Annotated in this window: 24 protein-coding genes; 15 read left to right on the top strand and 9 right to left on the bottom strand. The window is 63.5% G+C overall.

The window, feature by feature from the left end:
* The first annotated feature begins 57 nt into the window (after positions 1-57).
* Positions 58-960: an SdiA-regulated domain-containing protein gene (locus ACF8MI_RS13905; RefSeq protein WP_200928886.1), complete on the top strand. Its 903-nt coding sequence runs from the start codon at positions 58-60 to the stop codon at positions 958-960.
* A 104-nt stretch (positions 961-1,064) separates the two neighbouring features.
* Here the strand turns inward: ACF8MI_RS13905 and rpiA are convergent, their stop codons facing one another.
* Positions 1,065-1,739 carry a ribose-5-phosphate isomerase RpiA gene (gene rpiA, locus ACF8MI_RS13900; protein WP_060498103.1) on the bottom strand — a complete coding sequence of 225 codons (675 nt, stop codon included), beginning with the start codon at positions 1,737-1,739 and terminating at the stop codon, positions 1,065-1,067.
* A gap of 135 nt (positions 1,740-1,874) precedes the next feature.
* On the opposite strand from rpiA, the gene ilvA reads away from it, so the two are divergent.
* A complete protein-coding gene (ilvA, locus tag ACF8MI_RS13895) occupies positions 1,875-3,389 on the top strand; it encodes a threonine ammonia-lyase, biosynthetic (protein ID WP_016712558.1) in 1,515 nt (504 codons plus the stop codon).
* A gap of 38 nt (positions 3,390-3,427) precedes the next feature.
* Positions 3,428-3,853 carry a DUF2269 domain-containing protein gene (locus ACF8MI_RS13890; RefSeq protein ID WP_060498102.1) on the top strand — a complete coding sequence of 142 codons (426 nt, stop codon included), beginning with the start codon at positions 3,428-3,430 and terminating at the stop codon, positions 3,851-3,853.
* A gap of 66 nt (positions 3,854-3,919) precedes the next feature.
* Here the strand turns inward: ACF8MI_RS13890 and ACF8MI_RS13885 are convergent, their stop codons facing one another.
* The gene (locus ACF8MI_RS13885) at positions 3,920-4,576 is read right to left on the bottom strand and encodes an HAD family phosphatase (RefSeq protein WP_060498101.1); all 657 of its coding nucleotides are present in this window, start codon (positions 4,574-4,576) and stop codon (positions 3,920-3,922) included.
* Between the two features lie 141 nt (positions 4,577-4,717).
* Between ACF8MI_RS13885 and ACF8MI_RS13880 the strand changes: the two genes are divergently transcribed.
* Both ACF8MI_RS13880 and ptsP read left to right on the top strand, forming a co-directional pair.
* Positions 4,718-5,197 (top strand): RNA pyrophosphohydrolase, encoded by a 480-nt coding sequence (locus ACF8MI_RS13880; protein ID WP_003249017.1) that lies wholly within the window; start codon positions 4,718-4,720, stop codon positions 5,195-5,197.
* Between the two features lie 22 nt (positions 5,198-5,219).
* Positions 5,220-7,499, top strand: a complete 2,280-nt coding sequence (ptsP, locus tag ACF8MI_RS13875; protein ID WP_200928885.1) for a phosphoenolpyruvate--protein phosphotransferase — start codon at positions 5,220-5,222, stop codon at positions 7,497-7,499.
* Positions 7,500-7,571: 72 nt separating this feature from the next.
* Here the strand turns inward: ptsP and ACF8MI_RS13870 are convergent, their stop codons facing one another.
* Positions 7,572-8,318 carry an NRDE family protein gene (locus tag ACF8MI_RS13870; protein WP_060498099.1) on the bottom strand — a complete coding sequence of 249 codons (747 nt, stop codon included), beginning with the start codon at positions 8,316-8,318 and terminating at the stop codon, positions 7,572-7,574.
* A 129-nt stretch (positions 8,319-8,447) separates the two neighbouring features.
* Here ACF8MI_RS13870 and ACF8MI_RS13865 point away from each other — a divergent pair, with 129 nt between their 5' ends.
* The 3 genes from ACF8MI_RS13865 to ACF8MI_RS13855 are packed head-to-tail and all read left to right on the top strand — an operon-like array spanning position 8,448 to position 11,076.
* Positions 8,448-9,230 carry a sulfite exporter TauE/SafE family protein gene (locus ACF8MI_RS13865; protein ID WP_104833779.1) on the top strand — a complete coding sequence of 261 codons (783 nt, stop codon included), beginning with the start codon at positions 8,448-8,450 and terminating at the stop codon, positions 9,228-9,230.
* A 16-nt stretch (positions 9,231-9,246) separates the two neighbouring features.
* Positions 9,247-10,053: a prolipoprotein diacylglyceryl transferase gene (gene lgt / locus ACF8MI_RS13860; RefSeq protein WP_060498094.1), complete on the top strand. Its 807-nt coding sequence runs from the start codon at positions 9,247-9,249 to the stop codon at positions 10,051-10,053.
* Positions 10,054-10,104: 51 nt separating this feature from the next.
* The gene (locus ACF8MI_RS13855) at positions 10,105-11,076 is read left to right on the top strand and encodes a thymidylate synthase (RefSeq protein WP_200928884.1); all 972 of its coding nucleotides are present in this window, start codon (positions 10,105-10,107) and stop codon (positions 11,074-11,076) included.
* Positions 11,077-11,195: 119 nt separating this feature from the next.
* Here ACF8MI_RS13855 and cadR read toward each other — a convergent pair whose 3' ends face one another.
* The gene (gene cadR / locus ACF8MI_RS13850; RefSeq protein WP_104833780.1) at positions 11,196-11,639 is read right to left on the bottom strand and encodes a cadmium resistance transcriptional regulator CadR; all 444 of its coding nucleotides are present in this window, start codon (positions 11,637-11,639) and stop codon (positions 11,196-11,198) included.
* An 83-nt stretch (positions 11,640-11,722) separates the two neighbouring features.
* Here cadR and ACF8MI_RS13845 point away from each other — a divergent pair, with 83 nt between their 5' ends.
* The 5 genes from ACF8MI_RS13845 to ACF8MI_RS13825 all read left to right on the top strand — a co-directional run bounded on the left by ACF8MI_RS13845 (position 11,723) and on the right by ACF8MI_RS13825 (position 18,840).
* The gene (locus tag ACF8MI_RS13845; protein WP_200928883.1) at positions 11,723-13,975 is read left to right on the top strand and encodes a heavy metal translocating P-type ATPase; all 2,253 of its coding nucleotides are present in this window, start codon (positions 11,723-11,725) and stop codon (positions 13,973-13,975) included.
* 9 nt (positions 13,976-13,984) lie between these two features.
* On the top strand, positions 13,985-14,854 hold the full coding sequence (locus ACF8MI_RS13840; protein WP_060498091.1) for a LysR family transcriptional regulator: 870 nt from the start codon (positions 13,985-13,987) through the stop codon (positions 14,852-14,854).
* Between the two features lie 157 nt (positions 14,855-15,011).
* Complete coding sequence (locus tag ACF8MI_RS13835) at positions 15,012-16,070, top strand: putative 2-aminoethylphosphonate ABC transporter ATP-binding protein (RefSeq protein ID WP_200928882.1); 1,059 nt, start codon at positions 15,012-15,014, stop codon at positions 16,068-16,070.
* 1 nt (position 16,071) lies between these two features.
* Positions 16,072-17,796 (top strand): putative 2-aminoethylphosphonate ABC transporter permease subunit, encoded by a 1,725-nt coding sequence (locus ACF8MI_RS13830; RefSeq protein ID WP_060498089.1) that lies wholly within the window; start codon positions 16,072-16,074, stop codon positions 17,794-17,796.
* Positions 17,797-17,814: 18 nt separating this feature from the next.
* Entirely contained in the window at positions 17,815-18,840 is a 1,026-nt protein-coding gene (locus ACF8MI_RS13825; protein WP_060498088.1) for a putative 2-aminoethylphosphonate ABC transporter substrate-binding protein, read from the top strand.
* 125 nt (positions 18,841-18,965) lie between these two features.
* On the opposite strand, the gene ACF8MI_RS13820 is transcribed toward ACF8MI_RS13825, so the two are convergent.
* A complete protein-coding gene (locus ACF8MI_RS13820; protein ID WP_200928881.1) occupies positions 18,966-20,330 on the bottom strand; it encodes a GTPase/DUF3482 domain-containing protein in 1,365 nt (454 codons plus the stop codon).
* A complete protein-coding gene (locus tag ACF8MI_RS13815; RefSeq protein ID WP_104833784.1) occupies positions 20,323-21,714 on the bottom strand; it encodes a DUF2868 domain-containing protein in 1,392 nt (463 codons plus the stop codon). The genes ACF8MI_RS13820 and ACF8MI_RS13815 overlap by 8 nt, the downstream gene beginning before the upstream one ends.
* A gap of 54 nt (positions 21,715-21,768) precedes the next feature.
* Between ACF8MI_RS13815 and ACF8MI_RS13810 the strand changes: the two genes are divergently transcribed.
* On the top strand, positions 21,769-22,284 hold the full coding sequence (locus tag ACF8MI_RS13810) for a dihydrofolate reductase (RefSeq protein ID WP_060498085.1): 516 nt from the start codon (positions 21,769-21,771) through the stop codon (positions 22,282-22,284).
* 60 nt (positions 22,285-22,344) lie between these two features.
* On the opposite strand, the gene ACF8MI_RS13805 is transcribed toward ACF8MI_RS13810, so the two are convergent.
* On the bottom strand, positions 22,345-22,566 hold the full coding sequence (locus ACF8MI_RS13805) for a hypothetical protein (RefSeq protein ID WP_104833785.1): 222 nt from the start codon (positions 22,564-22,566) through the stop codon (positions 22,345-22,347).
* Between the two features lie 133 nt (positions 22,567-22,699).
* Complete coding sequence (locus tag ACF8MI_RS13800; RefSeq protein WP_060498084.1) at positions 22,700-24,091, bottom strand: L-cystine transporter; 1,392 nt, start codon at positions 24,089-24,091, stop codon at positions 22,700-22,702.
* A gap of 244 nt (positions 24,092-24,335) precedes the next feature.
* Here ACF8MI_RS13800 and ACF8MI_RS13795 point away from each other — a divergent pair, with 244 nt between their 5' ends.
* Positions 24,336-25,391 carry a phosphorylcholine phosphatase gene (locus ACF8MI_RS13795; RefSeq protein ID WP_104833786.1) on the top strand — a complete coding sequence of 352 codons (1,056 nt, stop codon included), beginning with the start codon at positions 24,336-24,338 and terminating at the stop codon, positions 25,389-25,391.
* Between the two features lie 2 nt (positions 25,392-25,393).
* Here the strand turns inward: ACF8MI_RS13795 and ACF8MI_RS13790 are convergent, their stop codons facing one another.
* Positions 25,394-25,672: a hypothetical protein gene (locus tag ACF8MI_RS13790; RefSeq protein ID WP_060498082.1), complete on the bottom strand. Its 279-nt coding sequence runs from the start codon at positions 25,670-25,672 to the stop codon at positions 25,394-25,396.
* Positions 25,673-25,772: the final 100 nt, after the last annotated feature.

The following is a 25,772-nucleotide window of genomic DNA, read 5'->3' as shown; positions in this document are numbered from 1 at the left end:
AAGCTTTGCTTCAGCCGTTAATGGTTAGATTCGCCACCCCTGTGTCGAGTCTGCCTTATGCGCCGTTTTGTTCGCCTGTTTCTGATTCTTATCGCCCTCGGCCTACTCCTGCTTGGCTGGGCCGGGCAGGAGTTTCGCCTGTTCGAGCGTGGCTGGTTCAACCTAAAAACCTGGTGGCAGCCCGCCGAGCAGAGCATTGGCCTGAACCGCTACCGGGTGGTGGTGGAGGCCAAGCTGGTCGAAGGCCTGGATGATGACATCTCGGCGCTGACCTACGACCCCGACCGTAAGACCCTGTTCACCGTTACCAATGCCCGTTCGGAGCTGATCGAGCTGTCGCTGGATGGCCGCATCCTGCGCCGCGTGCCATTGACCGGGTTTGGCGACCCGGAAGCCGTGGAGTACGTGGGGCCCAACAGCTATGTAATCACCGACGAGCGCCAACAGCGGCTGATTCGCGTACGGCTGGAAGACGACACGATGTTCCTTGATGCCGGTGACGCCGAGCAGCTTAGCCTGGGCATTGGCCTGAACGGCAACAAGGGTTTCGAGGGGCTGGCCTACGATTCGGCGGGTAAGCGCTTGTTCGTGGCCAAGGAGCGTGATCCGATGCTGATCTACGAGGTGCACGGCTTCCCGCATGACAACCCGGAAAAGCCTTACGCGGTGCATGTGGTGCAAGACCGCGAACGCGATGCGCGGCTATTTGTGCGGGATTTGTCGAGTTTGCAGTTCGATGAGCGCAGCGGGCACTTGCTGGCGCTTTCGGACGAATCGCGCCTGGTGCTGGAGCTGGATGTTGAAGGCAGGCCGCTGAGCACCTTGTCGTTGCGCAAGGGCTTCCAGGGGTTGCAGGCGACGGTGCCGCAGGCAGAGGGGATTGCAATGGATGAGGCGGGGACCATCTACCTGGTCAGTGAGCCGAATCTGTTTTATGTGTTCAAACAACCGGCTGATTGATTGCCTGTGCTGGCCTATTCGCGGGCAAGCCCGCTCCCAGAGATACTTCACAGGGTTTGAAACCTGCGCAATTCCTGTAGGAGCGGGCTTGCCCGCGAAGAAGGTTACTCGGCCTTGAGGGCTTTCACGCCTTCAGCGGTACCCAGTAGCAGCAAATCCGCCGGCCGCGCTGCGAACAGGCCGTTGGTCACCACGCCAACGATGGCGTTGATCTGCGCTTCAAGCTCCACCGGGTTGGTGATCTGCAGGTTGTGCACGTCGAGGATCACGTTGCCGTTGTCGGTCACCACACCCTCGCGATACACCGGGTCGCCGCCCAGCTTCACCAGTTGGCGAGCTACATGGCTGCGGGCCATCGGGATCACTTCGACCGGCAGCGGGAAGGCGCCCAGCACCGGTACCAGCTTGCTGCCGTCGGCGATGCAGATGAAGGTCTTGGCCACGGCCGCGACGATCTTCTCACGGGTCAGGGCCGCGCCACCGCCTTTGATCAGGTTCAGGTGCGCGTCGCTTTCGTCGGCGCCGTCCACGTAGAACTCCAGCTCGCTGACGCTGTTCAGCTCGTAGACCGGGATACCATGGCCTTTCAGGCGCTGCGCGGTGGCTTCGGAGCTGGCGACTGCGCCGTCGAAGGCGGTCTTGTGCTGAGCCAGGGCGTCGATGAAGAAGTTGGCGGTCGAACCGGTACCGACGCCGACAACGCTCTTTTCATCCAGCTTGGGCAGAATGAAGTCGACAGCGGCCTGGGCGACGGCCTGTTTGAGTTGGTCCTGGGTCATGCGGGCTCCGAAAAGGGGCAGGGCGGTTTTCAAAGTTGCCTAGTATAACGGCTTGGGCGGCTTTGCTGTGGTCGCCCGACGTAGCGCTGGGGTAGACTCCCAGCCCTCGTCCCGCGGCCCAGTGATGCTTTCCCGATGCTCGAACAGTACGTCAAGAAGATCCTCACCTCGCGCGTCTATGACGTTGCCGTCGAAACCCCGCTGCAGAGCGCCGGGCAGCTGAGCAAGCGCCTGGGCAACCAGATTCTGCTCAAGCGTGAAGACCTGCAGCCGGTGTTCTCGTTCAAGATCCGTGGGGCGTACAACAAGCTGGCCCAGCTGAGCCCGGAGGAGCTGGCCCGTGGCGTGGTTACCGCCTCGGCGGGCAACCACGCCCAAGGCCTGGCCCTGGCCGCGCGCGAGATGGGCATCAAGGCCACCATCGTGATGCCCAAGACGACTCCTGAGATCAAGGTCGAAGGTGTGCGTTCGCGCGGTGGCAAGGTGGTGCTGCATGGCGACTCGTTCCCTGAGGCGCTGGCCTATTCGCTGAAGCTGGTGGATGAAAAGGGCTTTGTCTACGTCCACCCCTACGATGACCCGCACACCATTGCTGGGCAGGGCACCGTGGCCATGGAAATCCTGCGCCAGCACCCTGGCCAGCTGGACGCGATCTTCGTGCCTGTGGGGGGCGGCGGCTTGATCGCCGGCATTGCTGCGTACGTGAAGTACCTGCGCCCCGAAATCAAGGTGATCGGCGTGGAGCCGGACGACTCCAACTGCCTGCAGGCGGCCATGGCGGCCGGCGAGCGCGTAGTGTTGCCACAGGTCGGGTTGTTCGCCGACGGCGTGGCGGTGGCCCAGATCGGCCAGCACACCTTCGATATCTGCCGTCACCATGTGGATGAGGTGGTGACGGTCAGCACTGATGAAATCTGTGCGGCAATCAAGGATATCTACGACGATACCCGCTCGATCACCGAACCTGCCGGCGCTCTGGGCGTGGCGGGCATCAAGAAGTATGTCGAGCTGTACGGCGTGACCGGGCAGACTCTAGTGGCTATCGATTCCGGGGCCAACGTCAACTTCGACCGCCTGCGCCATGTGGCCGAGCGTGCCGAGCTGGGTGAAAAGCGCGAGGCGATCATCGCCGTGACCATCCCCGAGCGCCCGGGCAGCTTCAAGGCGTTCTGTGAGGCCATCGGCAAGCGCCAGATCACCGAGTTCAACTACCGCAAGCACACCTCTGACGAGGCGCACATCTTCGTCGGCGTGCAGACCCACCCGGAAAACGACCCGCGAGCGGCGCTGGTGCAGCACCTGACCGAGCAGGGCTTCCCGGTTACCGACTTGACCGACAACGAACTGGCCAAGCTGCACATTCGCCACATGGTCGGCGGCCATTCGGCCGGTGCCAGCGATGAGATGGTGCTGCGCTTCGAGTTCCCCGAGCGGCCGGGGGCGCTGTTCAACTTCCTCAACAAGCTGGGCGGGCGCTGGAACATCTCGATGTTCCATTACCGCAACCATGGCGCGGCTGACGGGCGTGTGGTGGCGGGGTTGCAGGTGCCGGAGGACGAGCGCCACCTGGTGCCGGCGGCGTTGGCCAAGATCGGTTATCCCTACTGGGATGAGACCGAGAACCCGGCGTACAAGCTGTTCCTGGGTTGAGCGGCTAAGCTTGGCTTATTGCTCAAGGATGTGAAGACATGGAACACCTGACCACCCTCAAGACCTTGCACATGATTGCCACCGCCCTGCTGCTTCTGGGGGCTCTGGGCCTGGCGATCTGGACCGTGCGCGCCCGCAGGCAAGGCGATGCCGAGGCCTATGCCAAGCTGCTGCGTCGACCGCTGGTGTTTGTCTGGCTGGTCATGGGCCTGTGCCTGGTGAGCATGCCATTTACCGGCTGGTGGCTGGTGCACCTCGTGGGCTGGCCGCTGGGGCAGACCTGGGTGCTGGCGTCCAGCATCATCTATACCGTTGGCGCGTTTGCCGTGTGGTGGCTGTTGGTGCGGCTGAACCGGCTGCGCAAGGCCGAGGTGGTGGGGTTGAGGTTTACCCTGGCGCTGGCGGTGTTCAGCGGGGTTTGTCTCCTGTCCATTGCCGGGTTGATGGGCGCAAAGCCAGTCTGATAACCCTGTGCTGTATGTTCCGGCCTCTTCGCGGGCATGCCCGCGAAGAGGCCGGAACAGGAATACTCAGTCCCTGAGCGAAACCACCGGCCACCCACGCTCCTCAGCCTCGGCCCGAAGATTCGGGTCCGGGTCCACCGCCACCGCATGCGTCACCCGCTGCAACAGCGGCAAATCATTCATCGAGTCGCTATAGAAATAGCTGTCCTCAAGATCAAAGCCGTTCTCCAGCATCCAGCGCTCCAGCCGCGTCACCTTCCCTTCACGGAAACACGGTATATCGGTACTGCGCCCGGTATAGCGACCGTCACCCATTTCGCATTCAGTCGCCAACAACACCTTCACCCCAAGGCGCCGGGCAATCGGTGCGGTAACGAAGCGGTTGGTAGCGGTAATGATCACCAGCTGGTCGCCGGCTTCACGGTGTTGCTGCAGCAAGGCGAGGGCCTTGGGCAGGATGATTGGCTCGATGCAGTCGCGCATGAAGTCGCGGTGCCATGCGTCCAGCTGGGCTTTGGGCGTTGCTGCCAGGATCTCCATGGAGAAGGCCAGGTAGGCCTGCAGGTCCAGGGTGCCGTTGAGGTAGTCCTGGTAGAAGCCATCGTTGCGCTGCTTGTAGGCAACCGGGTCAAGGATGCCGCGCTGGCACAGGTAGTCACCCCAGGCATGGTCGCTGTCGCCACCGAGGAGGGTATTGTCCAGGTCGAATAAAGCCAGGGGCATTGCGGTCACTCGTATCAGCCTCAGGGTAGGCCAGCAGAATACGGAGTTTTCACGCTGCTGCACATAAGCTTGGCGGGCGCGTTGCTGCGCTCGCAAGCTTTGTGGAACAATGCGGTGACATGCGTTTGCGAGGTTGCTGCCGTGATCGACCCGGATGGTTTTCGCCCCAATGTCGGGATCATTCTCACGAATGATGCCGGGCAGGTGCTATGGGCTCGACGGATCAACCAGGATGCCTGGCAGTTCCCCCAGGGTGGTATAAACCCTGACGAGACGCCGGAAGATGCCCTGTACCGCGAGCTGAACGAAGAAGTTGGCCTTGAACGCGATGATGTGGAAATTCTTGCCTGCACCCGCGGCTGGTTGCGTTATCGTTTACCCCAGCGACTGGTCCGAACCCACAGCCAGCCGCTGTGCATCGGCCAGAAGCAGAAGTGGTTCCTGCTGCGCCTGGTCAGCAACGAACAGCGGGTGCGGATGGACCTGACCGGCAAGCCGGAATTCGACGGCTGGCGCTGGGTGAGCTATTGGTACCCGCTGGGCCAGGTTGTGACATTCAAGCGCGAGGTGTACCGGCGCGCCCTGAAAGAGCTAGCACCGCGTCTGCTGACGCGCGACTGACGACGGAGTTCGACCCCGAGCCATGCTCAATACGCTGCGCAAGATCGTCCAGGAAGTAAACTCCGCCAAAGATCTCAAGTCGGCGTTGGGGATCATTGTCTTGCGCGTCAAGGAGGCCATGGGCAGCCAGGTCTGCTCGGTCTATCTGCTCGATCCGGAAACCAACCGCTTCGTGCTGATGGCCACCGAAGGCCTGAACAAGCGCTCAATCGGCAAGGTCAGCATGGCCCCCAACGAAGGCCTGGTCGGCCTGGTCGGTACCCGGGAAGAGCCGCTGAACCTGGAAAACGCCGCCGACCACCCGCGTTACCGCTACTTTGCCGAAACCGGTGAAGAAAAATTCGCCTCCTTCCTCGGTGCGCCGATCATCCACCACCGCCGCGTGGTCGGGGTGTTGGTCATCCAGCAGAAGGAGCGCCGCCAGTTCGACGAGGGCGAAGAAGCCTTCTTGGTCACCATGAGCGCCCAGCTTGCCGGGGTTATCGCCCACGCCGAGGCCACCGGTTCGATCCGTGGCCTGGGCCGCCAGGGTAAAGGCATCCAGGAAGCCCGCTTCGTCGGTGTGCCAGGCTCGCCTGGTGCCGCCGTGGGCCGCGCGGTGGTGATGCTGCCACCTGCCGACCTGGAAGTGGTGCCGGACAAGACCGTCGATGACATCGACGCCGAACTCAAGCTGTTCCAGAACGCCCTTGAAGGCGTGCGCGACGACATGCGCAAGCTGTCGGCCAAGCTGGCCACTCAGCTGCGCCCGGAAGAGCGCGCGTTGTTCGATGTGTACCTGATGATGCTCGAAGACGCGGCCCTGGGCGGTGAGGTGACCGAGGTCATCAAGACCGGCCAGTGGGCCCAGGGCGCGCTACGTCAGGTGGTCGGCGAGCACGTCAACCGCTTCGAGCTGATGGACGATGACTACCTGCGCGAGCGCGCTTCCGACGTCAAGGACTTGGGCCGGCGCCTGTTGGCTTACCTGCAGGAAGCCCGCTCGCAGTCGCTGGTGTACGCCGACAACACCATCCTGGTCAGTGAGGAGCTGACCCCGGCCATGCTCGGCGAAGTGCCGGAAGGCAAGCTGGCTGGCCTGGTCTCGGTGCTGGGCTCGGGCAACTCGCACGTTGCTATCCTGGCTCGCGCCATGGGCATCCCCACGGTGATGGGCCTGGTCGACCTGCCGTATTCCAAGGTCGACGGCATCGAGCTGATTGTCGATGGCTACAAGGGGGAAGTCTTTACCAACCCGAGCGAAGTGCTGCGTAAGCAGTACAGCGACGTGGTCGAGGAAGAACGCCAGCTGGCCCAGGGCCTGGACGCCCTGCGCGAACTGCCCTGCGTCACCCCGGACGGCCACCGCATGCCGCTGTGGGTCAACACCGGCTTGCTGGCCGACGTGGCCCGTGCCCAGCAGCGTGGCGCCGAAGGGGTTGGTTTGTACCGTACCGAAGTGCCGTTCATGATCAACCAGCGCTTCCCCAGCGAGAAGGAGCAGCTGGCCATCTACCGCGAGCAGCTGGCGGCCTTCCACCCGCTGCCGGTGACCATGCGCACCCTGGACATTGGCGGTGACAAGGCACTCTCGTACTTCCCGATCAAGGAAGAAAACCCCTTCCTCGGCTGGCGCGGCATCCGCGTCACCCTCGACCACCCGGAAATCTTCCTGGTGCAGACCCGCGCCATGCTCAAGGCCAGCGAGGGCCTGAACAACCTGCGCATTCTGCTGCCGATGATCTCCGGCATCCACGAGCTGGAAGAAGCCCTGCACCTGATCCACCGCGCCTGGGGTGAGGTGCGTGACGAAGGCACCGATGTGCCGATGCCGCCGGTGGGCGTGATGGTGGAAATTCCAGCGGCGGTGTACCAGACCAAGGAACTGGCGCGGCAGGTGGACTTCCTGTCGGTGGGGTCCAACGACCTGACCCAGTACCTGCTGGCGGTGGACCGCAACAACCCACGGGTTGCCGACCTTTACGACTACCTGCACCCGGCGGTGCTGCAAGCGTTGAACACGGTAGTGCGCGACGCCCATGGCGAAGGCAAGCCGGTGAGCATCTGCGGTGAGATGGCCGGTGACCCGGCGGCGGCGATCCTGTTGATGGCCATGGGTTTCGACAGCTTGTCGATGAACGCCACCAACCTGCCGAAAGTGAAGTGGATGCTGCGCCAGGTGAACATGGGTAAGGCCAAGGAGCTGTTGGCTGAAGCCTTGAGCCATGACAACCCGCAGGTTATCCACAGCTCGCTGCAGCTGGCGCTGAAGAACCTTGGGTTGGCGCGGATGATTGGGCCTGGGGTCAATAAAACACTTTGAATGTGAGGTTGCCTGTTCCGACCCTTTCGCGGGTAAACCCGCGAAGAGGCCCGCACAGGCAGCATCAAATAATCAGACAAACACCTCAACTTCCCCCAAGTGCCCACCAAATGGTCCGAAGCTGCGCTCAACCAGCTGCCTTCGTCCCTGATCATCCACAATCAGCACCGTACTGGCCCGCGTCCCATAATTCTGGCTGGCAATAAACACACTCGACAGCAACTTCTCGGTCGCTACCCCAACGCCTGTCTCAGGTAGATCACCATCCGCCGCAGGCTCGTTATCTGCCAGCAACGCCAGCAACCGGTGCGGTTCCGGCATTTCCAGCAATCCTTCCAGCCCACGGCGCGCCTTCACCAACTTCGGCCACGGCGTGTCCAGCCCGGCATTGGAAAGCCCGTAAACCCCCGCCTCCAGCAGGCGCGGCGTGGCATCCCGGGCATGCAGGTAACCCAGCTGCTGCCCATCGCCCACCAACAGGTTGAACCCCGAATACTGCCCATTGCGGCTGGCCACCTGGTCCAGGTAAGCCTCGACCCCCAAGTCGCCTTTCAGATACGCCGCCACCAGCTCGCCCCGTGAGCGCGGCCCCACCGCCTGACCCGGGTCACGGATATTGGTCAACGCGGCAAAGCGCCCCTGCGGCCCCACGCCCAGCCAGGTGCCACCGGCTTCCAGGTCGCGGCCGGCATGCACGCCGAGGGCATCCTCCCAGGCCGCCAAGGCCTGGGTGGGGCGGGCATAGAACTCGTCGCGGTTGGCCGCGACGATCAGCGGCAGGGCATGCCCCGGCCGCCAGGCGAATACGATCAGGCACATTGGTCGGGCCTCTGTGTTTTATGCCACTGTACCCACAGCGGCGGGGCGGATCCATCCTGTCACAGAGTTCACTAGAGCCCTGAGCCCGGCTTCCGTTACCATGCCGGATTGTTTTGCTGGGGAAGCCGAATGGAATTCGTGCTCTATCTGCTGTTGGGCGCCTGTGCCGGTGTGCTGGCCGGGCTGTTTGGCGTGGGCGGCGGCATCATCATCGTGCCGGTGCTGGTGTTCAGCTTCACCTTGCAGGGCTTCGATGCCTCGGTGCTGACCCACCTGGCCGTCGGCACGTCGCTGGCCACCATCGTCTTTACCTCGATCAACGCCGTGCTCGAGCACCAGCGCAAAGGTGCCGTGCAATGGCCGATCTTCGCCTGGATGACCCTCGGCATCCTCATTGGCGCCGGCATCGGTGCCAAGACGGCCTCGCTGATCCAGGGCCCGCTGCTGCAGAAGATCATCGGCGTGTTCGCCCTGGTCATCGCCGCGCAGATGGCCCTGGACCTCAAGCCCAAGGCCAGCCGTGGCATCCCCGGCAAGCCCGCGTTGATCGGCGCGGGCGGGGTGATTGGCTGGGCCTCGGCCATTTTCGGCATTGGCGGCGGTTCGCTGACCGTGCCGTTCCTGACTTGGCGCAGCCTGCCCATGCAGCAGGCAGTGGCCACGTCCTCGGCCTGTGGCCTGCCGATTGCCGTGGCCAGTGCCTTGAGCTTCATGCTACTGGGCTGGCACGAAGAGCACCTGCCACCCCATAGCCTGGGCTACGTGTACCTGCCGGCGCTGGTCGGCATTGCCGTGACCAGCATGTTTTTCGCCCGCTTTGGCGCGCGCCTGGCGCACAAGCTGTCGCCCCGTTTGTTGAAGCGCCTGTTCGCAGCACTGCTGTTCTGTGTCGGCCTCAGCTTTTTGATTTGAATCGAGAGGAAGTTCCATGCTGCCTTACCCGCAGATAGACCCCGTGGCCGTGGCCCTCGGGCCGCTGAAAATCCACTGGTACGGCCTGATGTACCTGATCGGCATCGGCGGCGCCTGGCTGCTGGCCTCGCGCCGGCTGAACCGCTTTGACCCTACCTGGTCGCGTGAGAAGCTGTCCGACCTGGTGTTCTGGCTGTCGATGGGGGTAATTGTCGGCGGGCGATTGGGCTATGTGCTGTTCTATGACCTGCACCAGTACCTGGCCAACCCGACGCTGATCTTCGAGGTGTGGAAGGGCGGCATGTCGTTCCATGGCGGCTTCATTGGCGTAATGCTGGCGGCCTTGTGGTTTGGCAAGCGCAACAACAAGTCGTTCTTCGAACTGATGGATTTCGTCGCCCCACTGGTGCCGATCGGCCTGGGCGCCGGGCGTATCGGTAACTTCATCAACGCCGAACTGTGGGGCAAGCCTACCGACGTGCCATGGGCGATGATTTTCCCGCCGTTCAGCGACCCGGCGCAGTTGCCGCGCCACCCGTCGCAGCTCTACCAGTTCGCCCTTGAGGGTGTGGCGCTGTTCGTCATCCTCTGGCTGTTCTCGCGCAAGCCACGGCCGACCATGGCGGTATCGGGCATGTTCGCGTTGTTCTACGGCATCTTCCGCTTCATCGTCGAATTCGTCCGCGTACCGGATGCCCAGCTGGGTTACATTGCCTGGGGCTGGCTGACCATGGGTCAGATTCTGTGCGTGCCGATGATCCTGGCTGGCCTCGGCCTGATCTGGTGGGCTTATAATCGCAAGCCCACGGCGAAACCCGCCTGATTAATCCCACGGCAGGGGCGATCCCCCTGCCGTTTTTGCTACAGGTAAGCCATGAAACAGTATCTGGACCTGGTCCGCGACGTTATCGACAACGGCACGCTGCAGGAAAACCGCACCGGCATCCGCACCATCAGCCTGCCGGGCGCGATGCTGCGCTTCGACCTGCAGAAGGGCTTTCCGGCCATCACCACGCGCAAGCTTGCTTTCAAGTCGGCGATTGGCGAAATGGTCGGTTTCCTGCGTGGCGTGAAGAACGCCGGTGAATTCCGCGAGCTGGGCTGCAAGGTGTGGGACCAGAACGCCAACGAGAACGCCCAGTGGCTGGCCAACCCGTTCCGCCAGGGCCATGACGACCTGGGCGAGATCTACGGCGTGCAATGGCGCCAGTGGCCGGGCTACAAACGCATCCCGCTGAGCAACCCGGCGGCCATCGAAATGGCCGAAAAGGCAGGCTTCCGTCGCATTGCTCAGGACGAAGAGGACGGCGTCGCGTTCGTCATCCTGTACAAGGCCATCGACCAGGTGCGCCAGTGCTTGGACACCATCGCCAACGACCCAGGCAGCCGCCGCATCCTGTTCCACGGCTGGAACTGCGCGCAGCTGGACGAAATGGCCCTGCCGCCGTGCCACCTGCTGTACCAGTTCCACCCGAATGTAGAGACCAGGGAAATCTCCCTGACCCTTTACATCCGCTCCAACGACCTGGGCCTGGGCACGCCGTTCAACCTCACCGAAGGCGCGGCGCTGCTGTCGCTGTTCGGCCGCCTGACCGGGTATACCCCGCGCTGGTTCACCTACTTCATCGGCGATGCCCATGTGTATGAAAACCACCTGGACATGCTGAACGAGCAACTCAAGCGCGAGCCGCTGGAGGCGCCGAAGCTGGTGATCAGTGATCGCGTGCCGGCGTTTGCCGAGACCGGCAAGTATGAGCCGGAGTGGCTGGAAAAGATCGAGCCGAGTGATTTCTGGCTTGACGGGTATGAGCACCATGCGCCGATGACGGCGCCGATGGCGGTCTGAAAGATCTTTACTGCCTGAACTGGCCTCTTCGCGGGCAAGACCGCTCCCACAGGGACCGCGCCGCAGTTGAAGGCTGCGCTGTACCTGTGGGAGCGGTCTTGCCCGCGAATGCTTTCAGGTCAATGCCCGTGGCTTCGCCCTACATGCGAATGCTCGGTTTCCGGCACCGATACCGCCCCGTTCGTCTCCAGTTGCTGCAAGATCGCGCACTCACTCCCCTGCGCATTGCAGCGCCGCCGCAGCTCCACCAGCTGCTCCTGCAACGCCACCAAGCCATCGATCCGCGCCTGCACATGCTCGATATGCTCGTCGATCAGCGCATTGACGCTGCCGCATGAGTCATCCGGGCTGTCGCGCAGCCGCAACAGGCTGCGGATTTCGTCCAGGGTCATGTCCAGGGTGCGGCAGTTGCGGATGAAGGTCAGCCGCTCGACGTGGGCCTGGGTATACAGCCGGTAGTTGCCTTCGGTGCGCGCAGGCTCGGGCAAAAGGTTTTCACGCTCGTAGTAGCGGATGGTTTCCACCGCGCAGTCTGTGGCTTTGGCCAGTTCTCCGATCTTCATCACGAAATCTCCAGCAAATGGCTTGACCCTATAGTGGCTACAGGGTGTTCACTTGGCAACAGGCTCAATTTAAGGATGACCCCATGAACCAGCCTGTCAGCCACGAACACAAGCACCCGCACGATCACGCCCATGGCGATGACGACCATGGCCATGCCGCCCACGGGCACAGCTGCTGCGCTTCCAAAGCCGCGCCGTCTCGGGTGCAACTGACCGAAACGGCCAGTGCTCAGGCGCAGCTCAGTCGTTTCCGTATCGAGGCCATGGACTGCCCCACCGAGCAGACCCTGATCCAGGACAAGCTGGGCAAGCTGGCCGGGATCGAGCAACTGGAATTCAACCTGATCAACCGCGTGCTTGGCGTGCGCCATACCTTGAGCGGCACCGGCGATATCGAACGGGCCATCGACAGCCTGGGGATGAAGGCCGAGCCGCTTGGTGCCGAAGATGACGGCACAGCCGCTGCACCGCAACCGGCCAAGACCCGCTGGTGGCCGCTGGCCTTGTCGGGCATTGCCGCGATCGCCGCCGAAGTCGTGCACTTTGGTGCGTTGGCGCCTGAATGGGTGGTGGCGGCATTGGCGCTGGCGGCCATTGCTGGCTGCGGCTTGGGTACCTATAAAAAGGGCTGGATCGCCCTGAAGAACCGCAACCTCAACATCAATGCGCTGATGAGCATCGCCGTGACCGGCGCCGTGCTGATCGGCCAGTGGCCGGAAGCGGCCATGGTGATGGTGCTGTTCACCGTCGCCGAGCTGATCGAAGCGCGCTCGCTGGACCGCGCACGCAATGCCATCGGCGGGCTGATGCAGCTGACCCCGGACATGGCCACGGTGCAGCAGGCCGACGGCCAGTGGCGCGAGGTAGAGGTGCGTGAAGTGGCCCTCGGCGCCTTGGTGCGGGTACGCCCTGGTGAGCGCATTGGCCTGGATGGTGAAGTGACCAGCGGCCAATCCAGCGTCGATCAGGCGCCGATCACCGGCGAAAGCCTGCCTGTAGAGAAAGCGGTGGGCGACAAGCTGTTCGCCGGTACCATCAACCAGGCGGGGGCGCTGGAGTTTCGCGTTACTGCCGCCGCCGGGCAATCGACCCTGGCGCGAATCATCAAGGCCGTGGAGGAAGCGCAAGGCGCGCGGGCGCCGACCCAGCGCTTCGTCGACCGGTTCTCGCGCATCTACACCCCGGTGGTATTCGCCATCGCCCTGGCCGTGGCGGTGATTCCGCCGCTGTTCATGGCCGGTGCGTGGTTCGACTGGATCTACCGCGCCTTGGTGCTGCTGGTGGTCGCGTGCCCGTGCGCCCTGGTGATCTCGACCCCAGTGACCATCGTCAGCGGCCTGGCCGCTGCGGCGCGCAAAGGCATCCTGATCAAGGGCGGTGTTTACCTGGAGGGCGGTCGCCACCTGGACTTCCTGGCTCTGGACAAGACCGGCACCATTACCCACGGCAAGCCTGTGCAGACCGACGCCAAGGTGCTGGAGCCGCTGTTCGGAGGCCGCGCACAAGCCCTGGCCGCCAGCCTGGGTGAGCGCTCGGATCACCCGGTGTCCCGCGCCATTGCCCAGTTCGGCAAGGCGCAAGGCCTGGCTTTGAGCGAAGTGGATGACTTCGCTGCCCTAGCCGGTCGCGGCGTGCGTGGCACCATTGCCGGTGAGGTTTACCACTTGGGCAATCACCGCCTGGTCGAAGAACTGGGGCTGTGCTCGCCCGCGCTGGAAGCCCAGCTGGATGCGCTGGAGCGCCAGGGCAAAACAGTGGTTTTACTGCTCGACCGCTCTGGCCCGCTGGCGCTGTTCGCGGTGGCCGATACGGTCAAGGACAGCAGCCGCCAGGCCATCGCCGAACTGCATGAGCTGGGTATCAAGACTGTCATGCTGACCGGCGACAATCCGCATACCGCGCAGGCCATCGCCGGCGTGGTGGGTATCGACCGCGCCGAGGGTAACCTGCTGCCGGCCGACAAGCTGAAAACCATCGAAGCCCTTTACGCCCAAGGCCATCGGGTGGGTATGGTGGGTGACGGCATCAACGACGCCCCGGCCCTGGCCCGTGCCGAAATCGGCTTTGCAATGGCGGCGGCTGGCACCGACACCGCCATCGAGACTGCCGATGTAGCGTTGATGGACGACGACTTGCGCAAAATCCCGGCCTTCGTCAGGCTGTCGCGCCAAAGTGCGGCGATCCTCATGCAGAACATCGTTCTGGCGTTGGGCATCAAGGCAATATTCCTGGCGATCACCTTCGCTGGCATGGCCACCATGTGGATGGCGGTGTTCGCTGACATGGGCGTGAGCCTGCTGGTGGTGTTCAACGGCTTGCGCCTGCTGCGCAAATAGAGGACGTGCATGCTGAGTTCGGAGCTGAAAGCCTTCTACATGGTGGCCCGCCTGGGCAGCATCACCCTGGCGGCGAAGAAGCTCGGGCTCAGCCAGCCCACGGTGACCACGCAGATCCGCAACCTGGAAAGCCAGTACGCGGTCGAGCTGTTCTACCGTGGCGGGCGGCGCCTGGTGTTGAGTGAAGAGGGCGTGCGCCTGCTGCCGATGGTCAAGGCGCTGTTGCAGCAAGAGGCGGACATCGAGTTCGAACTGCGCAACAGCGGCCAGGCCCAAGGCACCCTGCGCATTGCCGCCACGGCGCCTTACTACATCCTCGACCTGGTGAAGATCTACCGCGAACGGCTTCCGCAGGTGGAAGTGGCGGTGGAGATCGGCAACTCGCAGCAAGTGCTGGAAATGCTTGAAGACTACCGGGTGGACATCGCCGCTTCGTCGCAGCTCGTGGAGGATGCCCGGTTGGTGCGGCGGGTCCTGGGCACGGATCCATTGGTTGTGGCGGTGCACCGCAACCACCCGTTGGCCCACCGCCAGGCGGTGTCCATCGACGTCTTGGCCGGGCATTGCCTGCTGATGCGCGAGAAGGGCTCGACCACGCGCAAGCTGACCGAGCAGATGCTGCAGGAGGCCGGGGTGAAGGCCGGGGCTTTGCTGGAAATCGGCAGCCGTGAGTCGATCCGCGAGGCGGTGCTGCGCAATATCGGTATCAGCGTGATTGCCCGGCATGAGGTGCCGCATAACCCTGAATTACGGGTGCTGGCGCTGGAGGATGCGCCGGTGATGCATGAGTATTTGTATTGCCTGAAGGAGCGGCGCCAGGCCCGGTTGCCAGCTGCATTCCTGGGCGTGGCGCAGGAAGTGGCTGGTTCGCATTTCTAGATCGGTGTGGGCTTCTTCGCGGGTTTACCCGCGAAGAGGCCTTTGAGGGCCAATACAAAATCTGCCAATACCACTATCACTTGCTTTTGCCTTAAAGCCACAGAACCTTCGCACAGCCTGCCTAGCATGGCCCCCATCTCTTCGATGAGGCCCTGCCATGAACCACGCCACCCCCGGCGCACAAATGAAAGTGCGCAACATCCACAAGCGCTTCGGTGCCTTTACGGCGCTCAACGATGTCTCGCTGGACATCGCCGCCGGCGAGCTGGTGTGCCTGCTCGGCCCGTCCGGCTGTGGCAAGACCACGCTGCTGCGCTGCATCGCCGGCCTGGAGCGCCAGGACCGCGGCACGCTGTACATCGGCGAGCGCGATATCTCCGAACTGCCGCCCCAGGCCCGTGATTACGGCATCCTGTTCCAGTCCTATGCGCTGTTCCCCAACCTCACCGTCGAGGCCAACATTGCCTACGGCCTGACTGGCAGTGGCCGCGAGCAGGCCCGTCAGCGGGTGGCTGAAATGCTTGAACTGGTGGGCCTTTCTGGCAGCGAGAAGAAGTACCCCGGCCAGCTTTCCGGTGGCCAGCAGCAACGCGTGGCCCTGGCCCGTGCGCTGGCACCGTCCCCCTCGCTGTTGCTGCTCGATGAGCCCATGTCGGCGCTGGACGCACGGGTGCGCGAGCACTTGTGCACCGAACTGCGTCAGCTGCAACGCCAACTGGGCATTACCACCTTGATGGTCACCCACAATCAGGACGAGGCCATGCTGATGGCTGACCGTATTGCGGTGATGAACAACGGCCAGGTTGAGCAGTACGCCACCCCACAGGAAATCTACGACCAGCCGGCCACACCGTTCGTCGCCGAGTTCGTTGGCCAGGGCAACTGGCTGCCGTTCCAGCGCAACGATGACAGCCATGCCCAGGTCGGCGTCATGAGCATGCGTCTGGCGCCGGGTTCGGCACAGGCCAGCAGCGGCCGGTTGTTCTGCCGCCCGGAGGCAATCACGGTCAACCCGGTGGTGCACGAGGAAAACCTGTTCCCGGCCATGGTCCGCGAGATTACGTTCCTGGGTAACCGCTGCCGCATGAGCTTCGAACTCAAAGCCCTGCCTGGCCATGCCCTGCTGGCTGAACTGGCCCCCGAGGCCATACCGCGCCTGGGCTCGCAGGACATCTGGGTGGCCCTGCCGCCGCAGAGGCTGCAGGTGTTTGCCTGAGATGGCCGCGCCAATGTCCCTGCCGCTGAGCCAGGCCAACGCCGCGCCACGTGCTGGCGTCGCCCTGGGTGACCGGTTGTTCGTGGTCGGCGGCAAGAGCCTGCTGCTGATCCTTCTGGTGCTGGCTGTGCTGATGCCACTGCTGGCGATCTTCTGGCGTGGCTTCAGCGCTGACGCGGACCAGGGTGGCGGCCTGCTGGCAGCCCACGAACTGTTCGCCAGCGACAATTTCCACTGGTTGCTGGGCAACAGCCTGTCGGTGGCGTTCACCGTGGCGGCCATCGTGGTGCCGCTGGCGTACCTGTTCGCCTATGCGCTGCAACGCACGCGGATTCCGGCCAAGGGCGTGTGGCGGGGGATTTCCCTGCTGCCGCTGCTGGCGCCGTCGATGCTGCCGGCCATCGCGCTGGTCTACCTGTTTGGTAACCAGGGGCTGCTGCGCGGGTTGCTCAGCGACAACATCTATGGCTTCTGGGGCATCGTGCTGGGCGAGGCGATCTACACCTTCCCGCATGCGCTGATGATCCTGCTGTCGGCGCTGTCGTTGGCCGATGCCCGGTTGTTCGATGCGGCCTCCAGCATGGGGGCCGGCCCGTGCCGGGCATTTACCAGCATCACCTGGCCAGCCACGCGGCAAGCGGTATTCGCGGCGTTCTGCCTGGTGTTCACCCTGACCATCACCGACTTCGGTGTTCCGGTCGTGGTCGGTGGTGACTATCAGGTACTGGCGCTGGAGGCCTACAAGGCGGTGGTGGGCCAGCAACAGTTCGGCCGTGGCGCGTTGATTGGCATGGTCCTGCTGCTCCCGGCGCTGTTCAGCTTCACGGTCGATGCCTGGCTGCGTCGGCGCCAGGGCGAAGCCATGAGCGGTCGTGCCCAGGTGTTCGAGCCCAAGCCATCGCGCAGCCGAGATGCCTGCTTCCTGGCCATCGTGCTGCTGGTGTGCGCGGCGTTGCTGCTGGTGATCGGCATGGCGGTGTATTCCTCGCTGGTCACCTTCTGGCCGTACAACCTGTCGTTGTCGCTGCGCCATTACATGTTCGAAGATACCGCAGGTGGCGGCTGGCTGGCTTATCGCAACAGCGTGACCATGGCCATTGGCACCGCGCTGATCGGCAGCATCGTGATCTTCACCGGTGCTTACCTGATGGAGAAAACCCAAGGTCAGCGCCTGCTCAACCAGATGCTGCGCCTGCTCAGTTTCATCCCCATGGCTGTACCTGGCCTGGTGCTGGGTCTGGGCTACGTCTTCTTCTTCAACCTGAACGGCAACCCGCTGCATGTGCTGTATGGCGGCATGGGGCTGCTGGTGGTGTGCACCATTGCGCACTACCTGACCACCGCGCAGATGACCGCAACCACGGCACTGCGGCAGCTCGACGGCGAGTTCGAGGCCGCCGCGCTGTCGCTGAAGGCACCGCTGTACAAGCACTTCGTGCGGGTGACCGTGCCGATTTGCCTGCCGGCACTGCTGGACATCATCCGCTACCTGTTCGTGTCGGCCATGACCACCGTGTCGGCGGCGATCTTCCTGTACAGCCCCGACACCATTCTGGCTGCCGTCGCCGTGCTGAACATGGACGACGCCGGTAACGTGGGCGGTGCTGCTGCCATGTCCACCCTGATTTTGCTGACCAGTGCCGGCGCTTCACTGCTGCTGGCCGCAGCCTCACGCGGCCTGCTGCGCCGCTCCCAAGCCTGGCGCCAACGCGCCGCGACCGTCTGACCTGTAAGGAACCTACCCATGTACAAGCACCTTGCACTTGCCGCTGCCGTTTCTGCCGTGTTCAGCCTACAGGCTTCGGCCGCCGGTACCCAGTTGACGGTCTACACCGCCCTGGAAGCAGAACAACTGAAGAGCTACAAGCAGGCCTTCGAAAAGGCCAACCCGGACATCGAGATCAAGTGGGTACGCGACTCCACCGGCATCATCACCGCCAAGCTGCTGGCCGAGAAAGACCGCCCGCAAGCTGACGCCGTGTGGGGCCTGGCGGCGTCCAGCCTGGCCGTTCTCGACCAGAACGGCATGCTTGAAGCCTACGCGCCAAAAGACCTGGGCAAGATCGCAGCCAACTACCGCGATGCCGCCAACCCACCGGCCTGGGTGGGCATGGACGTGTGGGCCGCGACCATCTGCTTCAATACCGTCGAGGCCGAGAAGCAGGGCCTGAGCAAACCGGTGAGCTGGCAGGACCTGACCAAGCCGGAGTACAAGGGCAAGATCGTCATGCCCAACCCGGCCTCGTCCGGCACCGGCTTCCTCGACGTGAGCGCCTGGTTGCAGACCTTCGGTGAGCCACAGGGCTGGGCCTACATGGACGCGCTGCACCAGAACATCGGGCAGTACGTTCACTCTGGCTCCAAGCCATGCAAGCTGGCGGCAGCGGGCGAGTTCCCGATCGGTATCTCGTTCGAATACCCGGCCGTGCAGCTCAAGCGCCAGGGCGCGCCGCTGGACATCGTGCTGCCGAAGGAAGGCCTGGGTTGGGAGATCGAGGCGACTGCGGTGATCAAGGGCTCGCCCAAGGCGAATGCGGCCAAGCGTCTGGCCGATTTTTCGGCAAGCCCCGCAGCCATGGAGCTGTACAAGGAGAACTTCGCGGTGCTGGCGGCGCCGGGCATTGCCAAACCGCAGACCGAGTTGCCTGCGGACTATGAGCAGCGCCTGATCAAGAACGACTTTGCCTGGGCCTCGAAGAATCGCGACCAGATTCTGGCTGAATGGCGCAAGCGCTATGACGGTAAGTCGGAGAAGGTGGCCCAGCAGTAGCACTTCACTTTGCAGGTCTGGCCTCTTCGCGGGTAAACCCGCTCCCACAAGTACTGCGCAGGAACTGGGCTTTGCGCTATCCCTGTGGGAGCGGGTTTACCCGCGAAGAGGCCAGACCTGTTTACTCAAAACTTAGAAACCAACGCCTCTAGCTGTTCCTGCCGTTCAGCCTGATTCAGCTTCGCCCCTGGATTAAGGGTGGACCACTGCGGATGTGCCCGCGCCTTGACCAGCGCCTCTGGCAACTTGCCTTCACGCCACGTCTTCTCATCCAGCTCTCCCAGCCGAATGCTGTCCTGCGCCGCATGCCCACGGTTGTCCAGCGCAATCATCAGCTGCTGCTGACGCAAGGCCAGCAAGCGCAATACCGTGTCGTCCACGGTCAGCTCGCGCTTGCCCTTAAGCTTGCCCATCAACCGCGACCCATAGTTGCGCGCGGTCTGCAGCGCGCCACCGGCAATTGCACCTGCCAAGGCCGCTGCACCGAGGGTAAGGCCGCCAACCAGCAAATCAACCCCGGCACCGGCGGCCGCCCCGGCCGCCACACCACTGCCCAGGCGCACGCCCAGCAGCTTCAGGGTTTCGGGGTTGAACAGGTCGTCACCCCAGCGGCCATCCAGCAAAGGCAGGTCGCTGGCATGGGCATCTTCGCGGCGGAAGGCATACAGCTTGAGCAACGCCTCGACGCAGCGCTGTTCCCGCTGGCGCACGTCCTGGCGCAATGCTTCGATGGCCCTGGCCTCGGCAGCCGGTTCTGCCTCGACGCTGCGCCGGCAGGCGGCGCAGTCCAGCAGCAGCTCGGCGATCAGGCGCTTGCCGCTGTGCTGGCGCGCCAGGCGCTGCGCCTGCTGGTCGTCGATCAGCCGCTGCAGGGCAGGGCGAGCGTCTTCCAGCAACAGGGCCAGGCTCTCGTACAAACGCCGCTCGCCATCCTCAGGCGGGGCCACGCTGTCGAACCGCACCAACGCGTGAAGCCCAAGCCGGGCAAGGGCTTCACGCCATTGCGGCTCGCGGTGCTGGTGGCTGGCGACGAAGTTGAGCACTGGCAGCAACGGCTTGCCGCAGCTGGCCAGCACTTCCAACTCGTCGCGGTATTTGGCCAACACCGGCTCACGCGCATCGATCACGTACAGGCCGGCATTGCTGGCCAGCAGCTGGCGTAGCACCTTGGCCTCCTGCTCGAAACGCTGGCGTGCCTCGCTGCCCTGCAGGAAGCGCTCCAGGCGGGCCGGGCCGTCCAGGCGCTCGCCCGGGCGCTCCAGGCGTTCGAGGTAGTCGAGCAAGGCGATGGCATCTTCCAGGCCCGGTGTGTCGTACAGCTCCAGCAAGGGTTCGCCGTCCACCGACAGGCGCGCACCTTCCACATGGCGGGTGGTGCTGGGGCGGTGGGAGACTTCGCCAAAGCCGACGTCACGGGTGAGGGTACGCAGCAGCGAGGTCTTGCCGACGTTGGTGTGGCCGACCACGGCCAGTTTCAGCGGCTCAGTCATGGCCATGCTCCAGCCAGGTCAAGGGCGAGGTGTCGGCGTGTGCCAGGCCAAGGCGGTCGAGGGCTTCGTGCCAGTCACCCAGGCGCTGGGCATCGAGAGCCTGACCAGGCGCGGCCTGTAATAGCCAGATTCGGGTCGCACCGGCATTGCGCGCCAGTTCGGCGAGTAGCGCCAGGCTGCCGCGGTCGGGTGAGCGCCGTGGGTCGCAGGCGATGGCCAGGCGAGCAGGCGGGAAGCGGCTAAGTTGTTCAAGCAGGCGGTTGCGCGATTCACGGCTGTCGAGCACACCGGCATCGGTCACGTTTTTGGGCAGGGCGGGCGGCCAGGGGCGCTGGTCGTCCAGTTCCAGGCCGACCAGCAGGGCACCGCTGCTGCCGCTTTCCAGCTGGCCGGCAGCAAACTGTGGCAAAGCCTCGGGGGCTGCGTCCTGCACGCCGATGCGCTCGCTGCGGGGCATCAGCGCATCTCGCAGGTGCGCGTAGCCGGGCAGGCTGAGGTCCAGCGTCAGGCGCTCGCGGCCCTGGCGCCAGCGCCACAGGCACAACGCGGCCAGCAGCAAGCGCGGCAGCAGGCCATACACCAGCACTACGCCGAGTAGCCAGCTGGCCCAGGCCTGGCGGGCCAGATCCAGCGCGGGCAAGGTGTCGCCGCTGGCGCGGATCATGGCCTCGTCGGGTATGGCAAAGCCCAGCAGCGAGGGCAGGGCGCCCAGGGCTTGGGTCAGGTGGATGAACGGGTCGGCGGCAAGCAGCGTGGTTTCCCAGACAAAGCCATAACGCCGGGTAGCCAGCAAGGCCAGGAGCATGCCCAGGGCGGTGAGCATCGCCAGCAGCCACAGGCCGTGTACCAGCAGGCCGAGCAACCAGCGGTTGAGGCGCTGGCGTTGCAGCAGCACCAGCAGCGCAGGTGCCAAGTGCGCGGCCTTGGCATCGCGGGCAAAGCGTTCGCTAAGCCATAACCACAGGCGGCCCAGCCCCGTGCCGTGGTTTCCACTGATGGCAAAGCCGACGGCCCAGCCCAGCAGCATCAGCAGGTTCAGCCCGAGCAGGCTGCCCAAGGCCCAGAATACGTTGACCGGCCGTTGCCCATCGCCCAGGGCGGCCAGCGCCATGCCTGCGCCGCTGAGCACGGCCAGCAGCAACAAGGGCAGCAGCGCCAGGCGCGCACCCTGTTTCCAGTGGTGCAAGGCGACAGTCATGCCGTCGCGTTCGGCCAGGCACAGCGCACGGGTTTCGATACGGGCCGCCAGGTCGCCGCCCAGTTGGCGGGCGCGGCGGTTGGCCTCCTGGTCTTCCAGAGGGCCGGCATGTTCTTCACGCAGGCGTACCGCTTCGGTGAGCCAGCGCTTGTCCAGTGAAGTGGGTGCAGTCACAAGGTCTTCCATTGCACAGGTCAGGGCAGAAGCATAACCCACACGCCCGGTGCTATCCTCGCCGGCATGAATACATCACTCCCCCTCAGCCTGATCGCGGCATACGCTGAAAACCGCGTGATCGGCATCGACAACTCCATGCCCTGGCATTTGCCAGGGGATTTCAAATACTTCAAGGCCACCACCCTGGGCAAGCCGATCGTCATGGGGCGCAAGACCTGGGACTCGCTGGGGCGGCCACTGCCCGGGCGGTTGAACATCGTCGTCAGCCGCCAGCCGGGGCTTGAGCTGGCAGGCGCCGAGGTGTTCGCGTCGCTGGAGGAGGCGCTGGTGCGGGCTGAACAGTGGGCGCGCGAGCAAGGCGTTGATGAGCTGATGCTGATTGGCGGGGCGCAGCTGTATGGGCAGGCGCTGGAGAAAGGGCTGGTCAGCCGCATGTACCTGACGCGGGTGGAAATGGCGCCGGAAGGGGATGCCTGGTTCCCTGCGTTTGATGAGGGGCAGTGGAAGCTGGCGTCGAGTGAGGCGCAGGCTGAAGAAGGTAAACCTGCCTATCACTTCGAGGTCTGGGACAAGGTTTGATATTACCGGGGCTGCTGTGCAGCCCATCGCCGGCAAGCAGCGCAAGGTGAGCGGTGATGCTCAGGTGAGCAGCTTGATGATCAGTGCGGTGACAGTCGCCACGGTGGTGACGAAACCGACGGCGATGGCAACCGGGTACCAGAAGGTTTCGCGGGTCATCTTGACGGCCTCGGCATTCAGCTTGCGTGTCTCGGCCATCAGTTTGTCGACTTCGACGCGGATCTTGGCCACCTCAATGCGGAGCTTTTCGGCTTCGGCCTGGGTCATGTCGTACTGGGGCATGGTGTTGCCTTTCCCTTGGAGTGTTCGCTAAGGCGAGCTAGCAGTATAGCGATGCTGCCAGCCGCCTGTTGCCCGCTTCCCATGCCATTGCGTTACGGGATATTGGGGCTGTATGGCAGCCCCGGGTGATCCGTCAGGTATGGCTCAACTCGGCATGCTCATCGCCCGCCAGCACAGACTTGTCGGTCTCTTTCAGCAGTTGGCTGGTGACCACGCCCGCCGTCATCGAACCGTTCACGTTCAACGCCGTGCGGCCCATGTCGATCAGCGGCTCTACCGAAATCAGCAACGCCACCAGCTCCACCGGCAAGCCCATGGCCGGCAGCACGATCAATGCAGCAAAGGTGGCCCCGCCGCCCACGCCGGCAACGCCTGCCGAACTCAGGGTGACGATGGCCACCAGGGTGGCGATCCACAGCGGGTCGAAGGTATCGATGCCTACCGCCGGCGCCACCATCACCGCCAGCATGGCGGGGTAGAGGCCGGCGCAACCGTTCTGGCCAATGGTGGTGCCGAACGAGGCGCTGAAGCTGGCGATGGATTGCGGCACGCCCAGGCGACGGGTTTGCGCCTCGATGTTCAGCGGAATGCTGGCAGCGCTGGAGCGGCTGGTGAAGGCGAAGGTCAGCACCGGCCACACCTTGCGGAAGAAGCGCAGCGGGCTCACGCCAGTGGCGGCGAGGATGATGCCGTGCACCACGAACATCAGCGCCAGGCCCAGGTACGACACCACCACGAAGCTACCCAGCTTGAGGATGTCTTCCATGTTCGAGCTGGCCACGACCTTGGTCATCAACGCCAGCACGCCATACGGGGTCAGTTTCATCACCACGCGCACCAGGCGCATCACCCAGGCTTGCAGGGTGTCGATGGCCGACAGGGCACGTTCGCCTTTCTCGGCATCGTCCTTGATCAGCTGCAAGGCCGCCAGGCCGATGAACACGGCAAAGATCACCACGCTGATGATCGAAGTCGGCTTGGCACGCGCCAGGTCACCCACCGGGTTGCTGGGGATGAACGACAGCAGCAGCTGCGGGATGTTGAGGTCGGCGACCTTGCCGGCATAGTCGCTGTGGATAACCTGCATACGCGCGCTTTCCTGGGCGCCGGCCACCAGGCCTTCGGCGCTGAGGCCGAACAGGTTGGTCAGCACGATGCCGATCAGCGCGGCAATGGCGGTGGTCAGCAGCAGGGTGCCGATGCTCAGCACGCTGATGCGGCCCAGCGAAGAGGCATTGTGCAGGCGTGCCACGGCGCTGAGGATCGAGGCGAAGATCAGCGGCATGACGATCATCTGCAACAGGCCGACATAGCCGTTGCCGACCAGGTCGAGCCAGGCGATGGTGGCCTTGAGCGCCGGGTGGCCAGCGCCGTAGACCGTGTGCAGGGCAAGGCCGAAGAGCACACCCAGCACCAGGCCCAGCAGCACCTTCTTGGCCAGGCTCCAGTCGGTTCGGCGGGTTTGTGCCAGGCCCAGCAACAGGGCCAGGAACGCCAGCAGGTTAAGAGACAGCGGCAGGTTCATTGAAGCTCCAGCGGAAAAAAGCAAAGGAAGCATCGCCTCTGTGAGCGATTGCGAACGGAAATGCTAACAGGCTGAAAACAAACGAATTTATATCCAAATGGAATGTGTATAGTCGTTCATGGAATAACGGCGTGTCGCAGGTTGCAATGAACACGGCGTTTGCAGCTGCATGGAGGTCGTTATCGAGGGCCGTTGGCGGGGAATGTTGCACTAGCGTTTCCGGGTCATTTCAGGAGATTCGTAAATGAAGCGCGCCCCTAAAGCCGTGGCCCTCGGCCTGTCCCTGCTGTTCAGTATCGAAACCTTCGCCACCGAGCTCAAGCATTGGCCTGCAGAAGCAGCCAAGCAGCTCGACGGCATGATTGCCGCGAATGCCAACAAAGGTAATTACGCGGTGTTCGACATGGACAACACCAGTTACCGCTATGACCTTGAAGAGGCCCTGCTGCCATTCATGGAGAACAAGGGCCTGCTGAGCCGCGACAAGCTCGACCCGTCGTTGAAGCTGATGCCGTTCAAGGACACCGCCGAGCACAAGGAAAGCCTGTTCAGCTACTACTACCGGTTGTGCGAAGTTGACGACATGGTCTGCTATCCGTGGGTGGCCCAGGTGTTCTCGGGCTTTACCCTGAAGGAGCTGAAGGTGCAGGTGGATGAGCTGATGGCTTCTACCAAGCCGATCCCCAGCACCTACTACGAAGGCGACCAAGTCAAGACTATTGAGGTACAGCCACCCAAGGTCTTCAAGGGCCAGGCCGAGCTTTACAACAAGCTGATGGAGAACGGCATCGAGGTGTACGTGATCTCGGCGGCTTCGGAAGAGCTGGTGCGCATGGTCGCGTCAGACCCCAAGTACGGCTACAACGTGAAGCCGCAAAACGTGATTGGCGTGAGCCTGCTGCTCAAGGACCGCGCCAATGGCCAGCTGACCACGGCACGCAAGCAGATCAGCGCCGGGCACTATGACGCCAAGGCCAACGAAGGGCTGGAACTGACCCCGTACCTGTGGACCCCGGCCACCTGGATGGCGGGTAAGCAGGCGGCGATCCTCACCTATATCGATGAATGGAAGAAGCCGGTGCTGGTGGGCGGCGACACGCCAACCAGTGATGGCTACATGCAGTTTCATGGGGTGGATGTGGGCAAGGGCGGCATCCACCTGTGGATAAACCGCAAGGCCAAATACATGGACCAGCTCAATGGCATGATTGCCAGAAATGCCGCCGCTCAGGCCAAGGAAGGGTTGCCGGTGACGGCGGACAAGAACTGGGTGATCGTGACGCCGGAGCAGATTCAGTAGGCTCATGGTACGTGTACCGTGATTCGATAACTGCCGCTGGAAACACGTTTGCCGTAGCGGTCGTGGATGGCGAACGTGTGACCGGCCTGGGTCTCTTGATGAATGACCGTGGCATACTCGCCAGAGAAAATGTTCTTGGCTTGCAAGTGGGCAGGAGGTGCGTCTGATGGGGGGATGGCGCTGGGGCAATCAGTAAGCACCAAACGCCCTTGTTCGGCGTCCCAGGCATGGCGACAACCAGGTACATGTACCGAGCCCCTGAAACTGATGGCTCCGGTCATTGCGCGCTCCTGACCTTGGGTAGAGGTGGGTACCAGGCATACGTACCCTATGGTCACGCTGTACAGCAGGCTTTTCCAAGTCATGGCTGCCATTGCCCCC

Source organism: Pseudomonas sp. yb_9, from assembly GCF_043103635.1.
Classification (GTDB): domain Bacteria; phylum Pseudomonadota; class Gammaproteobacteria; order Pseudomonadales; family Pseudomonadaceae; genus Aquipseudomonas; species Aquipseudomonas monteilii.
Note: the sequence above shows the minus strand (reverse complement) of the source record. Positions and strands in the feature narration are given on the sequence as shown.

Coding starts and splice junctions, on each gene's coding strand:
- ACF8MI_RS13830 (WP_060498089.1), top strand. CDS start 16,072: ATGGCCGCGCCAATGTCCCTGCCGCTGAGCCAGGCCAACGCCGCGCCA.
- ACF8MI_RS13855 (WP_200928884.1), top strand. CDS start 10,105: ATGAAACAGTATCTGGACCTGGTCCGCGACGTTATCGACAACGGCACG.
- ACF8MI_RS13790 (WP_060498082.1), bottom strand. CDS start 25,672: ATGACCGGAGCCATCAGTTTCAGGGGCTCGGTACATGTACCTGGTTGT.
- ACF8MI_RS13865 (WP_104833779.1), top strand. CDS start 8,448: ATGGAATTCGTGCTCTATCTGCTGTTGGGCGCCTGTGCCGGTGTGCTG.
- ACF8MI_RS13800 (WP_060498084.1), bottom strand. CDS start 24,091: ATGAACCTGCCGCTGTCTCTTAACCTGCTGGCGTTCCTGGCCCTGTTG.
- ACF8MI_RS13810 (WP_060498085.1), top strand. CDS start 21,769: ATGAATACATCACTCCCCCTCAGCCTGATCGCGGCATACGCTGAAAAC.
- ACF8MI_RS13795 (WP_104833786.1), top strand. CDS start 24,336: ATGAAGCGCGCCCCTAAAGCCGTGGCCCTCGGCCTGTCCCTGCTGTTC.
- ACF8MI_RS13825 (WP_060498088.1), top strand. CDS start 17,815: ATGTACAAGCACCTTGCACTTGCCGCTGCCGTTTCTGCCGTGTTCAGC.
- ACF8MI_RS13820 (WP_200928881.1), bottom strand. CDS start 20,330: ATGACTGAGCCGCTGAAACTGGCCGTGGTCGGCCACACCAACGTCGGC.
- ACF8MI_RS13885 (WP_060498101.1), bottom strand. CDS start 4,576: ATGCCCCTGGCTTTATTCGACCTGGACAATACCCTCCTCGGTGGCGAC.
- ACF8MI_RS13890 (WP_060498102.1), top strand. CDS start 3,428: ATGGAACACCTGACCACCCTCAAGACCTTGCACATGATTGCCACCGCC.
- ACF8MI_RS13840 (WP_060498091.1), top strand. CDS start 13,985: ATGCTGAGTTCGGAGCTGAAAGCCTTCTACATGGTGGCCCGCCTGGGC.
- ACF8MI_RS13815 (WP_104833784.1), bottom strand. CDS start 21,714: ATGGAAGACCTTGTGACTGCACCCACTTCACTGGACAAGCGCTGGCTC.
- ptsP (WP_200928885.1), top strand. CDS start 5,220: ATGCTCAATACGCTGCGCAAGATCGTCCAGGAAGTAAACTCCGCCAAA.
- rpiA (WP_060498103.1), bottom strand. CDS start 1,739: ATGACCCAGGACCAACTCAAACAGGCCGTCGCCCAGGCCGCTGTCGAC.
- cadR (WP_104833780.1), bottom strand. CDS start 11,639: ATGAAGATCGGAGAACTGGCCAAAGCCACAGACTGCGCGGTGGAAACC.
- ACF8MI_RS13905 (WP_200928886.1), top strand. CDS start 58: ATGCGCCGTTTTGTTCGCCTGTTTCTGATTCTTATCGCCCTCGGCCTA.
- lgt (WP_060498094.1), top strand. CDS start 9,247: ATGCTGCCTTACCCGCAGATAGACCCCGTGGCCGTGGCCCTCGGGCCG.
- ACF8MI_RS13870 (WP_060498099.1), bottom strand. CDS start 8,318: ATGTGCCTGATCGTATTCGCCTGGCGGCCGGGGCATGCCCTGCCGCTG.
- ACF8MI_RS13845 (WP_200928883.1), top strand. CDS start 11,723: ATGAACCAGCCTGTCAGCCACGAACACAAGCACCCGCACGATCACGCC.
- ACF8MI_RS13835 (WP_200928882.1), top strand. CDS start 15,012: ATGAACCACGCCACCCCCGGCGCACAAATGAAAGTGCGCAACATCCAC.
- ilvA (WP_016712558.1), top strand. CDS start 1,875: ATGCTCGAACAGTACGTCAAGAAGATCCTCACCTCGCGCGTCTATGAC.
- ACF8MI_RS13805 (WP_104833785.1), bottom strand. CDS start 22,566: ATGCCCCAGTACGACATGACCCAGGCCGAAGCCGAAAAGCTCCGCATT.